The following is a 14,191-nucleotide window of genomic DNA, read 5'->3' as shown; positions in this document are numbered from 1 at the left end:
CGCTCTACAGGAATGCTAACGTTTCCCGTTAGCTTAATGAACTTTTATTTTAATAAATAGAATAATCAATTTCATCCCCATCTGGTGTAACTAATTGAAAAAGAATGGCTTCATCTTCATTATCGAGCTTCATGTTCAATTTATTTATTGTAATTGCTTGTACACCTGTTCGCTGCGGTCTGGCAACGATGACTACTTGATTCCCTTTTGTCACAACGCTAACTATCTTAGCTTGCATTACAACGGCGACTACCTCATTTACTCGCTCCACTTGAGTTGCACCTTTTTGCTCAACATTAAGGTCACTTAAACCTAAGTTATGCAAGAAATCATACAAGTTCGACAACCCCACCGCAGACGTTGTAAATAGCCTGTGCTGAGCATAGAACAATCTTAAAGGCATATACGCCTAACGTCCTCCTGAATATGTACTGTGCCATTGCTCTTTATATAACGGTTTTTGCCACTGTGAATCATTCAATATAAGCCTAAACGGCAGTATAACGCCTCTATGCATCACATCTTTTGTTGTTTTCATCATTGACGGGAATGGACGCTGAAAAAATGGAGTTTGAATGTCTGTTGGTGTAGGAGGCTCTAATTTTTCTAAGCGTCTCAAAAGTTCCTTATCCTGTGTTAGTGATGGCTGCGCTTCAGCAAAAGCGGCGGTGAGCACTTGCTTTGGTTCATCTCCAATTCCGTGTATATAAGTAACCATGGCAATGATAACCGCGCTAAGTATAAATCTCAAATGAATCCCTCCTTAGCTTTCTTACCTACGGCATCAATATTTCCTAATACAAAAAATAGTATTCATTTGTGTAAACTGCTCGATAGTTGAACAAAGGCAGCCGATCACAATGACAGGCTGCCTTCTTATTTTTGATTGAGCTAACGTTTCCCGTTAGCGTAATGAGACTGTTCCATGCTTTATCAAAAATACTGAGTCGGATCAAAGTCTCCTTTATCATCTTTCTTAATGGATTCCTCCATCTCATCGACGGAACAATCTTCCAAGTCCTCGTCTTCTTCATCGCCATAAAAACTATCAGTATTGATAATAATATCATCGGTTTCGATAGTGATTTCTAGCGGTTCGTTGACATCAAGTTGAAGATTAACAACGTATGGGTAGGAACTTTCGATTCGAACGCCATCTCCCCGCCTAAAGTCACCGTCGGAGCCATACTGATGCTCGATATAAACATAACCACTTACTTGGACATCGATAAGTTGATGATCAATTGACCCCACAGTGATGTCCAAAATATCGCTTCCTTCGACAAGATAATGTGTAGACAAGATATCTACTTCAACCAATACGTCTTCAATTGTGGCAGACGAGATTGCTTCATGCAGAGATACTTCCAGCGCTTCAGAAACCATATCTTTCAGTTCTTCAATGTCCTCAAAGAATCTTTGTACAGCAGATAACGTATCCTCCACGAGCTTGCTCCCGGTAAGATGAGACACGTTAAACGTGCTTTCATTGTAGTGAACGTAATTGCTGAGTTCGTCTACCGCCTGTTGTGTTCTGTCTGTGATAAATGAGAGGTCTAGTTTAAGCTCGTCGGTCACGAATTCATCCGAGAGTCCCCCGCGAATCGCATACTGCATTTTTTCCGTTCGTTTAGGTGTCGTTCTTTTGCCATTGTTGTCATCCCACCATCCACAAAGAACGACACTTGAAGTAGGAGCTAAACGATCAATGACGTGATTAACCAGTTCCCTAATCCCTAACGAGAAGAAAGCGTAGCGTAATGGATTTGTTTCAGATGACAGTGCATCGAGCGATGCCGTAAACGCATCAACTTCCATTGCACTCTTTAGATAGTTTTGAATGACATGTCTCGGCATTTGTCGCATGTCTATGACCCACCTTTTTCAATTGTATTCCTTATTTTTTATATCCCGCCCTGTATTCTTCTTGCCGTCTTTTATTCTGAACTACTCGTGTGGGAAAAATAAAAATTCGTTCCATTAATTAAAGTGAAAATCTTACCCGAAAATTTCCCGGATATTTGGTATTTCAAGTCTTGTACATATCGCCTAGAAATTCAACGATTACGAAGTTGGATCGTCTACACTAAGTTGGACAGAAAAAATAAGGGCTAGTAGAATGAAAAGAATAATACTAGGAGCGGATCTACTATGCCAAAACAAAGACGTACATTTACAGCAGAGTTCAAAAGACAAATGGTTCAGTTATATGAAAACGGAAAATCAAGAGCAGACATCGCGAGAGAGTATGAGCTTAGCCCATCTGCATTCGATCGGTGGATAAAACAAGCTCAAACCTCAGGTTCGTTTTCCGAAAAAGATAACCGAACCGCTGAAGAGAATGAGCTCATCACTCTTCGTAAACGAGTTCAGCGGCTTGAAATGGAGAATGATATTTTAAAGCAAGCCGCGCTGATCATGGGACGAAAGTAAAGATCATTAAGCAAAACAGTGATAAATACTCGGTATCAGCAATGTGCAAAGTCCTGCAAATCGGTAGAAGCACGTTCTATTATGAAGCGAAAGAAAAAGACATCGAAGAGGAAGAAACTACGGCTATCGTAGAAATCTTTCATACCAATCGAAAAGCGTATGGAACGCGCAAATTGAAGGTCAAACTTCAGGAACAAGGCTATACGGTTTCAAGACGTCGAATCGGAAGGATTATGAAAGAGCAGGGTCTGGTGTCCACGTACACAATAGCACAGTATAAGCCGCATAAGACTGCTTGTAACGAAGCTACAACGGCGAATGAGTTAAAACGTGAGTTCGATCAAACTGAAGCTAAACGCTTCGTCGTCAGCGATCTCACTTATGTCAAAGTCCAGCACAAGTGGCATTACATTTGCGTGCTGATCGATTTATTTAACCGAGAAATCATTGGCCACAGTGCAGGTCCACACAAGGACGCTGCTCTGGTTTCCCATGCCTTTGCCACAGTAGAAGGCGATTTGAGCGACATTCAGTGGTTTCATACGGATCGTGGAAGCGAGTTTAAGAATCAGACCATGGACGATCTACTTGAGACGTTCAACATTGGTCGCTCCCTGAGTATGAAAGGTTGCCCCTACGACAATGCCGTTGCTGAAGCTACTTACAAAGTGATGAAAACAGAATTCGTCAATCAGATGAATTTCCAGAGTCTTCATCATCTCAAACTAGAATTATATGATTATGTGAACTGGTTTAATAAACATCGCATTCATGGCACACTAGGCTACATGACGCCAGTTCAGTACAAAGCAGAGGCCCTTAAAAAAGTTGTCTGATTTACTGTTGACAGTCCATATGGTGACTCTCCTTATAACGCTCACCCGTAAGGTTTAATGGAAGGATTTACACTTTCAATATTTAGGATTCGCGCTATCCTGCCCGTTAGTTTTATAAAACGCTGGACAAGAACTTGTACCGATAAAATAAAAAATCCGCTATTTTAGCGACTTTCAATGCGACTATGTTCTTGTCCCCGATAGTTATTTAAGCATGATATTGGTTTATACGACGGAACTTTGAGTTACTTACGAATTACTTTCATTATGTTCTCAACACTACAGTCATCCCAAACAATTACATGACACTTATCTCTCTTAAGTCTTTCAAGTGCGCCAAACCTATGATTTCCATCACGTACACTCAGAACTCCATTCCTATTTTCGGCAATCAATGGTGGCATATCCCATCCACCTTCTATACGTTTACATATTTGATTTATGTTATAGTCCCACCATTCTTCATTCTCGATATACTCCATGTGTAATTCAGGTCCAACCACTCTTTCTAAAGATGATAATTCGATTTCTATAGGACCAACCCAATGTCTCTTATGGTTTTTTAAACCTTCTGATAAACCAATATTGTCTCCCTCTCCGTTCAAGAAAAGATGAACCCAGGTCTCAATATCACCGTTTAGAGCCTATTCATTTGCTGCTTTTAAAGTAAATATTGTCATAGTTTTACCTCACTGATTATTTTCTTCGTTCTGTCGTATAACGTCTTATCTACTAACTTCGTAAAAACCCCATATATATTCGCGAAATTATTGAAATATCCTGCCCGTTAGTTGAACAAAGGCAGCCGATCAGGTTGGTCGGCTGCCTCCTTTGTTTTATAGAGCTATCGTTTCCCGTTAGCTCAACAAGCGGCTGCTAGAGAACGGACAGCCACCTCTTCGGACGAAACAAATTTTCGATAACCCTTTACTTTATCGAAGCATCCTGCCTCTAATTAGTTGCTTAAGTTGCGATAGTGATATAATAATATCAGGCAAACTAAGAAAGAGGGTGAATCCTTTGGCTATTCATTTTGGTGTAACACTCGACCTGCTCCACGCAAAGTCTTAAGGGCAAACAGACCCTGAACCTTGTGTGGAGCTAATAGATTGGCATCCTGAGTTAGGTCTGTTGGTCCAGAGACTTTGCATCCTATATGAAATTAATTCATAAAGGAGCGGGTTTCGATGACAAGCATGACAAATTTCTCATTAAAGCAATATCGTAAAGAGCAGGACTATAGCTATACCCTTGGCGCATATGCCACTATTGAAATGATTCAGGCACGGCCGGAGATCGTAGAAGTCGTTTATATCCATTCTGCATATCGGGATCGCAGTGTACTTGAAACCCTCTGCCAGCAGCAGCATATTCCAGTTGTCCAGCAGGATAAGGCTTTTGCCAAGGTCGATCGGAAAGAAAATTGCTTCGTGTTTGGGGTGTTTTCCAAATATTCAGATAGGCTTGCTTCCGATAAACCTCATATTCTCCTCGTCCATCCTGGGGATATGGGCAATCTCGGCACCATTATCCGGATAACCGCAGGTTTGGGATTTGGCAATCTCGGGATCGTTACTCCCGGAGCAGATCATTTTCATCCCAAAACCATCCGCGCCTCTATGGGGGCATTATTCCGGATTCAATGTTGTTCCTTTCCCAGCTTCGAGTCATATCGCAGCCAGTTCGGTCGGCACGACCTGTTTTCTTTCATGCTTCGTGCTGCAACCACACTGACACCCGAGACCTGTCCCGTAACGGAGCTGTTTACCCTTGTTTTCGGAAATGAAGCTGCAGGTCTTGACGAAGAAATATTTAGCCATGTGGGAACTGGCTTGAAAATAGCACAGACCCCAGACGTGGATTCCCTGAATCTATCCATTGCCGCTGGTATCGGCGCCTATTTATTCGCGTCAAAAAACAAGCTCATCTGACTAACATTCTCTCGTATATAAGATTTTGAAGCTTCATCGGAGGGCGGAAGCCCTCTTCTTTACTTTCCAAATCTCCCTTCATCAAACCGGGCCGATCTCAATCCCATTACATCGGAGTTGCACTTCAAAGGGTTTCACGCCTTCCATGGTCTTAGCGCTCATGAACTCAAGGCTCAACTCCCTCTTGCTGGTTACTAAACTGCCCGTTAGCGTAACGAAAGACTGCCTAACGACAGCCCCTCTCAGTGTTGAACTATAGTTTCCCGTTAGTTGAACAACAGTATGTTATTTTAGTATAAAACTGTTAATAAAGTCTCTAATAATAGGCTTATGACTCTTTGCAAGATTATCAGGAATTTCATTTAAATCAATGAACTCGAATTCTAATGATTCAGAACGGTTAACAATCAACTCCCCTTCAAAATACTCAGCAAAGAAAGCATTGACAACAACATAGAATTCATCGCCATTCGGTTGCTTAATGTAATGATCTTGACCTGAGTAGACATTAATTAGTTTTAAATTGTCGATAGATAAGTTGGTTTCCTCTTTTATTTCTCTTTTTGCAGTTTCCTCAATTGATTCCCCTAACTCCATTAATCCACCAGGTATTGCCCATGAACCTACAGGATATTTTCTTTTTTGGAGCAGAATCTGATTACATTCGTTCTTTAATATAACGACTGATCCCACAAAAATTAACGGTCTGGTTCCGACAACAGCCCTGAGCTCTTCAACATATCCCAATTATATCTCCTCCTATTAAAAAACCTCCTGATAACCCTTCTTCATCCAAGCTATGCTATCCTGCCGGTTAGCTTATGAAAAAGCAGCCGATCATGTTTACCGGCTGCCGTATTTTCTTTATCGAGCTAGCGTTCCCCGTTATTTGAATCGCCTGCCGAAGACATGGCAGCCGGTCCGTTAGACTAGCGTTCCCGTAGTATAGTCTCCATGGGATAAGAAAGTCCCTCCACTTTCTTATCTAAGCGAAGTAAGTCTCCACGGTCTCCGTAAAAACAGATTCTCAAATACTCTCCAAATACTCTAGAACGACCTATTGAACTTTGCATCCAGTGTTCTCTATTTATCGTTTGACCATTATAGCTGGAATCAAAGCCATATGAAAAATAATTAATTTTTTGAGGCAAATACTTCGCCAATGTACGATATTGCCTTCCCGCACCATGAGATTTGCAAACAAATAAAAGGGACTCGATACTATTGAAATCAAATACTTCTTTAGCGAATAACACATTCTCTAAAGTGTTCCTTGAGCGATCTTCATACACAATTACATTTAAAGGAATACCTGCCTCAGTTAATTTATTAACAATGATATGCGCTTCGGGTACAGTTTTGTCTGACCAATTCTCATGCTTAATTCCTGTAGGGCTGACTCCTCCTGTGACAATAATAATTCTGCCCATGCCTTTATTATAAGCGTCAATCGTCGCTTCCCAATGCCCAGGATGAGTACCCCCGAAAACAAAAATAGCATCGCAAGGTAATATTTCCTTAGATAAGAAAACGATATCAGTTAATTCGTTTATCTGTACTTCAGTTAATTCAGGAACTATAGGATCTTTAGGTATTTCAGGTTGCATATGACACCCTCCTTAATTCAAATCACTATTCAAATATATGCGTCGAACCTAATTAAGTACTTACAATTTTATATATAACTGCCCTTTAGTCGAGTAAGGACGGTTCTCGAGGACAAGCCGTTAATATATCCTTAGCTTTCCAGCCCGTTAGCTTAACACGCTTCCGATATTGAAAACATTAGACACTCATCTAATCGGCTATGAATATAAGTTCTTATCCATTTCGGCTAACGATGTTCCGTGACTTCTTATGCATGTATGTTCTTGTCCTCCGACAAAAGAACAACGTACATCTACATCCATTCTCCACCTCGTTCCCCGTAGTTTCATTCATTGAGCAAATCTGCCCGTTAAGTTAACGAAAAGCAGCCGATCGTGTTGACCGGCTGCCCTCTTTTATTTATTGAACTAAAGTTTCCCGTTAGTTTAACTCAAATTGGCGTTTATCAAATTCTCGTAATCTTTTTATTCCTGAAGAGAGTAAGTTATATCAAAATGTGTCCTAAGCTTAATAAATAGAGTAATCAATTTCATCTCCATCAAGCGTAACTAACTGGAAAATAATCGACTCATAAACGCTATTGAGCTTCATGTTCAATCTATTTACAGTAATTGCTTGTACACCCGTTCGTTGTGGTATGGCTGTAATCACTACTTGATTTCCCTTTGTCATAACTCGCTCGATCTTAGCTTGCATCACAACAACAACCACCTCATTTACTCGCTCCTCTTGAGTTGCCCCTTTCTGTTCAACATTCAGGTCACTTAGCCCTAAGTTATGCAAAAAATCATACATGTTAGATAACCCTACCGCAGACGTTGTAAAAATCCTATGCTGCGCATAAAACAATCTTACAGGTATGTATGACCAACGCCCTCCGGAATATGTGCTGTGCCATTGTTCCATATATAACGGTCTTTGCCATTGTGGTTCATTCAAGATTTGCCTAAAGGGCAATTGGAAGCCTGTACGAATTACTTCCTTCGTTGATTGCATCATTGATGGAAATGGACTTTGAAAAAATGGAGTTTGAATATTTGTTGGTGTAAGAGGTTCCAATTTTTCTAAGCGTTTTAAAAGTTCCTTATCTTGTGTCTGTGATGGTTGCGCTTCAGCAACAATGGCGTGCACTTTCTTCGCAACTGTTCCTTTTGATTCCTCTCCAACTCCATAACAAAAAGAAGTCTGAGTATTAGTCACCGTAGCAATGATTAGCACGATATAAATGAACCTCAACTTAACCCCCACCTTTTTACTTTCTAACCCCAGACATTAATCTTCCCTAAGAAAAATAATGGTATTCCTTTAGCGTAATCTGCCCGTTAGTTGAACAAAAGCAGCCGATCTCATTGATCTGCTGCCTTCTTGTTTTTATTGACTTATCGTTTCCCGTTAGTTCAATCTAGATTGATGTGAATCTTGTTCATTGCAAGCCAATCAAGAGTTTTAAACCGAAGATTTTCCCCAAAACGGTTGATGTGCTCAAAATATGTCTCACGCCTTCCGAACAGAGGGCGAGTAAAATACGTCAGCATGCATATGCTGAATTTTGTCCCAGTTACCGGGATTGGTCGTGTCTGGAGTGCGGTGCTCCAGAATGGCCTGATATAGGTCGGTTTTTTGTTCTAAATGGGCAACGTGCCGTTTGGCTTCTTCAAGCTGAACGAGCGCCGCTTCTTTATGCTCCATCATAAGTGCGAAGCGTTGCGGAATGGTCGAATCCCCTTCGAGACAGAGATCGATATACTTTTTAATGAATTCAATCGGCATCCCGGATTGCTTGAGGCATTTCACGCCATGCAGCCAGTTGATTGATTCGTCGTCGAACATCCGAATGTTGTTTTGATTACGCTGTACGCTTGGCACCAGGCCTTTATCCGTGTAAAAGCGCACGGCGTGCTGGGTGAGTCCCGTTATCTGGGAGGCTTCTTTAACCGTATACATGTCAAATCCTCCTTGAATAATAAAGTTGTGAAGACGGCTTGACTTCGTGTAGCACGAAGGTTCTAAGCTTATTGTAATGCAATTCAGCCGTAAGTGGAATTACCGCTGCAGTGCCCGATTCCCGGGATACGCGCCGTTTGCTATTATACATTTAAATACTAGGAGGAGTTAAAATGCAAAACGTAACATTGAACAACGGAGTGAAAATGCCGATTATCGGCTTCGGTGTCTACCAGGTTCCCGATGCTGAAGAATGCGAGAACGCGGTATATGAAGCGCTGATGGCCGGTTACCGCCTGATCGACACCGCCGCCGGTTATCTGAACGAGGAAGCGGTCGGACGCGCGATCAAGCGCAGCGGCGTACCACGTGAGGAGCTGTTCATCACGACCAAGCTCTGGGTTCAAGATGCCGGATACGAGAGTGCCAAGCTGGCGTTTGCCAAATCCTTGAAGAAGCTACAGCTCGACTATCTCGATCTATACCTTATACACCAGCCGTTCGGCGATTACTATGGCGCTTGGCGTGCGATGGAAGACCTATACCGCGAAGGCAAGATCAAGGCGATCGGTGTCAGCAACTTCCTGCCCGACCGTCTGATGGACCTCATCGTGCATAACGAAATCGTACCTGCCGTCAACCAGGTTGAAACGCACCCGTTCTACCAGCAGATCGAGAGTGCCGCTTTTATGAAAGAGCAGGGAGTGCAGCACCAGTCGTGGGCGCCGTTCGCTGAAGGAAAGGGCAACATGTTCGGCAACGAAGTGCTGGCCTCGATAGCAGAAAAACACAACAAGTCCGTCGCCCAGGTCGTGCTGCGCTGGCTTGTTCAGCGTGAAGTCGTTGTTATTCCAAAATCGGTGAGAAAAGAGCGGATCGTCGAAAACTTCGACATTTTCGATTTTGAGTTGAGCGCAGACGATATGCAACAGATTGCCACCCTCGATACACGGGAAAGTCTTTTCTTATCCTACCACGATCCGAAATTCGCCAAGATGCTGGGCACCTTGAAAGTCGATCTGTAAACCTTGATCGAACCGTAAACTCATCACGCGTTTACACTCATCTATTAAGAAAGGACAGGGCACCCCTGTCCTTTTTTTTACTTGAATTGCAAATTCTAAGAATAGCAAAACTGCAGCTACTAGTGTAACGAAATCTATCTAAGCAGGTAACACACAGAAGCACCGAGATCTCCTGAACTATCCTGCCCGTTAGCTTAACGCCCACCTCCAGTCTACAACTCTATTTTCACAGAATATGAGGAACCTTGGATATCAGAAGATCGCAATTATTTTTCGACAAGAACTTTTGACTGTCCAGCATTATCGCTTATATCAGCAAATTATATATCCGAATCCCGCCCTATCTTGGGGGGCAGGTCTCCCCCCGCCCTTCTTTCATCATCACCTTGTGTCAATCACAATTCAATTCATTGATTTGTCTAAGCATCCTGGTTTCCTGCGACACATTCCCCGATGGAATCAACTTACATAGGCGTAATCGAACTAACCAAACAATAAATCCAGAATCTTTTCATTTGCCTTTCTATTCTTTCCGATATAAGGGTAGCAGTGGATATGAATCGCTGGATTAAAGTTGATTTCTATAATGCTGTAATTGGTATCGGTTGCTTCTTCCTCTAATGAATCAATCATTATATCCACACCACATATGGTCGCTCCTGCAGCTTTAGCTGATTGAATAGCAAGTTCCTTATAGCTGTTTGGCATTTCATCCGTAAAATCGATACTGTCTCCTCCCGTACTAATATTTGAATTTTCTCTCAGATAGATAACTTCCCCTAATTGGGGTATATCGTTCCAACCCATAGCATGGTTCTTTAAAAACATCTCTTCTGCTTCCCCTAACTGAATTTTCTCAAGGGGAGTCTTATACCCTTTACCTCGAAGTGGGTCTGTATTCTTCTCATGAACAAGCTGTTCGATCGTGTGGATACCGTCACCGACGACATTTGCAGGGACACGATGCAGTACCCCTACAACCTGATCCCCCATGACCAGAAAGCGATATTCCTTTCCTGTCATAAATTCCTCAAGAAGCACCGTTTGATCGTGAGAAAAGGCTATTTCGAACGCTTTTTTCATATCCTCTCTCGAATAATCTTGATTGAAGATCGTAATGCCGAGTCCAAAATTGGTTGATTTGGGCTTAATCACAATGGGAGTACCGCGATAGGTTTCATAGGTGGACATTGCTTCATCCAAGCTCTGAAACGCTTCCCCTGACGGTACACGAATTCCATGTTGTTTGAGAACTTCTTTCGTAACCACCTTATTTTCCATAATTAACACCGTACTATAGGAGTCCAAGGAAGTTTTCGTTGCTTGCTTCACATACTCTTGATGAGTACCTTTTGATAGTAATACAAAATTCTCATCCCGATCCATCCACTTAAAGCGTATGCCTCGTTTCACCGCTGCCTTTAAGAGAAGTTGGGTTGATAATTCGAGATCCTCATACCCTGCAAAACGGTATCCATTTTGAATACTGTTCTGAGCGTATGTTTTCGCTTTTTCCAAATGGTATGTGAGATAGGATGATTTTTGAATCTCGGACTTCACCCTAGATGCAACATTCAACTCAGTATGAAGAATCTTTTGCTTTTCACTGTCCAGAATGTGCTGATAATTCTCATTCTTAGGAAACAAAAGCTGCACCATATCCTTCATCTCATCGATAACAGCGAGTGCCATTTCCTCCATCGTGAACTGACTATATTCAGGCTCGTTTAAATAGCCTTTTATACCCTCCATAATCACCTGATCTTGGTTTACATCAGCTATCCTTTGGTCTTCCTCATGGAAGGATTCATCTACTTTAAGCAGCATAAAGAGAATAAACAAATGTATAAAGTGCATCATTTCTTTACTTATTCCAATCTTATGAAGTGGATTAATATCCATAAATCGAAGCTCTAAGTATGCTACTCCATCTTCCACAAGCTCTTGGCACGGATTGATCCCCTTAGCGGTTTTTATGCGAACGGGGTTGTAAAATTCCTTTACGCTCAGTAATTCATTCTGTTGAATCAGCCTGTTTAAGTCATGAACATACTCTTTGGCCGAATTAAAAGAAACATAATACGATTTTTCGTTCCGATAGCCACACATACTGTTCCGAAGTGAGTTCATAATCGGAAAATAATAACTTTTATTATCATGGGAATCCGCCAAGTTAACACATTGCTCAATATAGGTATTATCAAAAACAGGACTTGCTCCTGTTAGATAGATGAGCAGCCATCGATACCTCATCAAGTTACGGGCTACTTTAAAATAAATCGCATCTTTGAACTCCTTAAAGTCTTTGTGCCGCACCTGGGTATCATATAGTTTTGTAAGAAATTTCTCATCAAACGAGAAATTATAATGAATTCCGCTTAACAATTGTCTTTTACGACCATACTTATCCGCTAATACACTTCGATAGTCGTCCGCTATGGGATCGCTCATTTTGGCAATAGGTATTTCGTTCTCTTCGGGAAGCATGGGAGGATTGCTGCTAGGCCACAAATACTCTCCTTCCAATTCGGCAGAAACGATGTCTTGTAAAGCTTCCATGAAATCATAAGTTTCTTCAATCGACTCAAAGGTGGGAGTTATCATCTCGATTTGACTCTCTGAGAAATCAGTTTGAATATAAGGGTTTTCCGTCTTGCTTCCAAAAGCCTTCGGGTGAGGTGTCAGTGCAAGTTTTCCATCTTGATCGACCCGTACATTTTCTTTTTCTAAACCGAAATGACCTCGAAGTAGATCATTTTGAAGTGCATGGTCTATTACAACCTGTATAAGTTCACGATTCAACAAATTCATGTTTATGACCGTCCTTTATCCTTGTTCATTAAGAAATTGCAGCGATTTATAGATACTGCGCATAGACTTTCTAAACCAGATGACCAAAATGATACCCTTAAAAACACTACTTAGCGCAATCGCCATCCACACCCCATTTAAACCAAACGGTTCAGATAAGAGCAAAGCCAAGGGGATCCTTAACGCAGTAAACAAAATGCTAAAAATCGGCGGAATATGTGTTTTACCAATACCGTTAAACGCACCTACGGTCATCAGTTCCATACACATGAACAATTGGGAGAAGCCGATAATTCGCATATAATCTTCTCCGAGCTTCATACTCGTATCATCAGATAGAAACAGCGAAAAGAGTTGCTGAGGAAATAAAATGAATACAAGCGAAATGAAAGTACCAAATATGGAGGTCAACAGCAACGCTTTTCGATAACCCTGCCGAATTCGATCCCATTGGCGTGCTCCGTAATTTTGTCCAAAAAAGGCCGCGATAGCCCCTTGTAGACCACCGATCGTCATATAGGAAATCGATTCAATTTGAATGCCAACCTTTTGAACCGCAATGGCATCAGCCCCCCACCTTACAATAATTTTAGCAATAATGATCGAAATGATCGTAAAGGTGACCCGTTGAATCGTGATCGGAACGCCCAATCGGATGACTTCTTTCATGAGACGGCTGTTCCATACCGATTGCTTAGAGATCATTTCTAAGTTTTTCGTTTTAATGATAAACAGCAAAGTCACTAATACATTAGCCGTTAGTGTAGCAATAGCGGCCCCTGCAACTCCTAAGCCTTCAAAACTGCCGACTCCATATATTAAAAATGGATCAAGAATAATATTTAAAATGAGACCCATTGAAAAAATATAAAATGGTTGTTTACTGTTTCCCATTGCATTCAAAACGGTCGCATATAAGGTGTTCAGAATTGAAAATAGGGTACCTACTATCGAAATCAATAGAAATTGCTTCGCCATATGCTCAACTTTTTCACTTCCCAGATCGAAGAAACCGATCAGCTGATCCTGGGTCAATATGATCAAAACCATGTAGAGCAGCCCTAATACCATAGACATGATAAATCCGTTTTTTATATAAGACTTAGCTTGTTCTCCCTGACCGGCTCCCATACAATGTGAGACCTTGATGCCAGTACCAATCGTTATCATGGTCGATAACGCAATCGCTAAATTAATGAAGAAGCTTGCTGTGCCAATTGCAGCAACCGGACCGCTTCCTAGCCCTCCAACCCAAATCATATCCACAAGACCGTAGGTGGTAGATATCAAATTGGTTGCAATGATGGGAATCGTCAATTTCATTAAAGTAGACATAATAGGACCTTGGGTCAAATCATTGGTGCCCTGCATGATCTAATTGCTCCTTCTTGCTCTTATGTTAATGACGGATTGTCAAGCTAAGTGCGACAGAGCATCCATAAAAGATTCGTGAGCAGATTTCCAGCCAAGACATTTCCTAGGTCGGTGGTTGATAAGGTAGACGGCATGTGCCAAATCCTTGTCAGTGACCTCAGCAAAATCCTTACCTTTAGGGAAAAATTCCCGAAGAAGTCCATCCTACTTTTCCTTGACACCTCGCATC

At 41.6% G+C, this 14,191-nt stretch carries 13 protein-coding genes and 1 pseudogene; 3 read left to right on the top strand and 11 right to left on the bottom strand.

The window, feature by feature from the left end; translation table 11 throughout:
• Window positions 1–49: 49 nt before the first annotated feature.
• The 3 genes from J7E85_RS33040 to J7E85_RS33030 all read right to left on the bottom strand — a co-directional run bounded on the left by J7E85_RS33040 (window position 50) and on the right by J7E85_RS33030 (window position 1,866).
• Window positions 50–403, bottom strand: coding sequence for a hypothetical protein (locus J7E85_RS33040; RefSeq protein ID WP_215164189.1), 354 nt, complete (start codon window positions 401–403; stop codon window positions 50–52).
• Between the two features lie 6 nt (window positions 404–409).
• Entirely contained in the window at window positions 410–751 is a 342-nt protein-coding gene (locus J7E85_RS33035; protein WP_215164188.1) for a hypothetical protein, read from the bottom strand.
• A 182-nt stretch (window positions 752–933) separates the two neighbouring features.
• The gene (locus J7E85_RS33030) at window positions 934–1,866 is read right to left on the bottom strand and encodes a pPIWI-associating nuclease domain-containing protein (protein WP_215164187.1); all 933 of its coding nucleotides are present in this window, start codon (window positions 1,864–1,866) and stop codon (window positions 934–936) included.
• A 285-nt stretch (window positions 1,867–2,151) separates the two neighbouring features.
• On the opposite strand from J7E85_RS33030, the gene J7E85_RS33025 reads away from it, so the two are divergent.
• Window positions 2,152–3,269 (top strand): IS3 family transposase gene (locus J7E85_RS33025; RefSeq protein ID WP_215164186.1). Its coding sequence is split into 2 segments (ribosomal slippage): window positions 2,152–2,398 and window positions 2,398–3,269, totalling 1,119 coding nucleotides; the frame shifts between segments, so codons are not numbered across the junction.
• Between the two features lie 245 nt (window positions 3,270–3,514).
• On the opposite strand, the gene J7E85_RS33020 is transcribed toward J7E85_RS33025, so the two are convergent.
• A complete protein-coding gene (locus tag J7E85_RS33020) occupies window positions 3,515–3,874 on the bottom strand; it encodes a ParB N-terminal domain-containing protein (RefSeq protein ID WP_215164185.1) in 360 nt (119 codons plus the stop codon).
• 582 nt (window positions 3,875–4,456) lie between these two features.
• On the opposite strand from J7E85_RS33020, the gene J7E85_RS33015 reads away from it, so the two are divergent.
• Window positions 4,457–5,200 carry a TrmH family RNA methyltransferase gene (locus tag J7E85_RS33015; protein WP_215164184.1) on the top strand — a complete coding sequence of 248 codons (744 nt, stop codon included), beginning with the start codon at window positions 4,457–4,459 and terminating at the stop codon, window positions 5,198–5,200.
• A 285-nt stretch (window positions 5,201–5,485) separates the two neighbouring features.
• Here J7E85_RS33015 and J7E85_RS33010 read toward each other — a convergent pair whose 3' ends face one another.
• The 4 genes from J7E85_RS33010 to J7E85_RS32995 all read right to left on the bottom strand — a co-directional run bounded on the left by J7E85_RS33010 (window position 5,486) and on the right by J7E85_RS32995 (window position 8,752).
• Window positions 5,486–5,947: an NUDIX hydrolase gene (locus tag J7E85_RS33010; RefSeq protein ID WP_215164183.1), complete on the bottom strand. Its 462-nt coding sequence runs from the start codon at window positions 5,945–5,947 to the stop codon at window positions 5,486–5,488.
• A 182-nt stretch (window positions 5,948–6,129) separates the two neighbouring features.
• Window positions 6,130–6,807, bottom strand: coding sequence for a YdcF family protein (locus J7E85_RS33005; RefSeq protein WP_215164182.1), 678 nt, complete (start codon window positions 6,805–6,807; stop codon window positions 6,130–6,132).
• A gap of 508 nt (window positions 6,808–7,315) precedes the next feature.
• Window positions 7,316–8,044 (bottom strand): hypothetical protein, encoded by a 729-nt coding sequence (locus tag J7E85_RS33000; protein ID WP_215164181.1) that lies wholly within the window; start codon window positions 8,042–8,044, stop codon window positions 7,316–7,318.
• A gap of 258 nt (window positions 8,045–8,302) precedes the next feature.
• A complete protein-coding gene (locus J7E85_RS32995; protein WP_215164180.1) occupies window positions 8,303–8,752 on the bottom strand; it encodes a MerR family transcriptional regulator in 450 nt (149 codons plus the stop codon).
• A 173-nt stretch (window positions 8,753–8,925) separates the two neighbouring features.
• Here J7E85_RS32995 and J7E85_RS32990 point away from each other — a divergent pair, with 173 nt between their 5' ends.
• Complete coding sequence (locus tag J7E85_RS32990; protein ID WP_215164179.1) at window positions 8,926–9,777, top strand: aldo/keto reductase; 852 nt, start codon at window positions 8,926–8,928, stop codon at window positions 9,775–9,777.
• 483 nt (window positions 9,778–10,260) lie between these two features.
• Here the strand turns inward: J7E85_RS32990 and gshAB are convergent, their stop codons facing one another.
• The 3 genes and pseudogenes from gshAB to J7E85_RS35225 form a co-directional block, all read right to left on the bottom strand.
• Window positions 10,261–12,588 carry a bifunctional glutamate--cysteine ligase GshA/glutathione synthetase GshB gene (gene gshAB / locus J7E85_RS32985; protein WP_215164178.1) on the bottom strand — a complete coding sequence of 776 codons (2,328 nt, stop codon included), beginning with the start codon at window positions 12,586–12,588 and terminating at the stop codon, window positions 10,261–10,263.
• Window positions 12,589–12,603: 15 nt separating this feature from the next.
• Window positions 12,604–13,959 (bottom strand): MATE family efflux transporter, encoded by a 1,356-nt coding sequence (locus J7E85_RS32980; protein ID WP_215164177.1) that lies wholly within the window; start codon window positions 13,957–13,959, stop codon window positions 12,604–12,606.
• Window positions 13,960–14,001: 42 nt separating this feature from the next.
• Window positions 14,002–14,166 (bottom strand): annotated as a pseudogene (locus tag J7E85_RS35225) (IS30 family transposase); the annotation flags it as partial.
• Between the last annotated feature and the right edge of the window lie 25 nt (window positions 14,167–14,191).

It is taken from the genome of Paenibacillus sp. ISL-20, assembly GCF_018613005.1.
GTDB lineage: Bacteria > Bacillota > Bacilli > Paenibacillales > Paenibacillaceae > Paenibacillus_AQ.
The sequence above is the reverse complement of the archived record's forward strand: the minus strand, read 5'-3'. Positions and strand labels throughout refer to the sequence as shown.

Bases quoted from the DNA above. Each gene is read 5' to 3' on its own strand.
- J7E85_RS33040 (WP_215164189.1), bottom strand. From the start codon at position 403: ATGCCTTTAAGATTGTTCTATGCTCAGCACAGGCTATTTACAACGTCT.
- J7E85_RS33030 (WP_215164187.1), bottom strand. From the start codon at position 1,866: ATGCGACAAATGCCGAGACATGTCATTCAAAACTATCTAAAGAGTGCA.
- J7E85_RS33015 (WP_215164184.1), top strand. From the start codon at position 4,457: ATGACAAGCATGACAAATTTCTCATTAAAGCAATATCGTAAAGAGCAG.
- J7E85_RS33005 (WP_215164182.1), bottom strand. From the start codon at position 6,807: ATGCAACCTGAAATACCTAAAGATCCTATAGTTCCTGAATTAACTGAA.
- J7E85_RS32995 (WP_215164180.1), bottom strand. From the start codon at position 8,752: ATGTATACGGTTAAAGAAGCCTCCCAGATAACGGGACTCACCCAGCAC.
- J7E85_RS32990 (WP_215164179.1), top strand. From the start codon at position 8,926: ATGCAAAACGTAACATTGAACAACGGAGTGAAAATGCCGATTATCGGC.
- gshAB (WP_215164178.1), bottom strand. From the start codon at position 12,588: ATGAATTTGTTGAATCGTGAACTTATACAGGTTGTAATAGACCATGCA.
- J7E85_RS32980 (WP_215164177.1), bottom strand. From the start codon at position 13,959: ATGCAGGGCACCAATGATTTGACCCAAGGTCCTATTATGTCTACTTTA.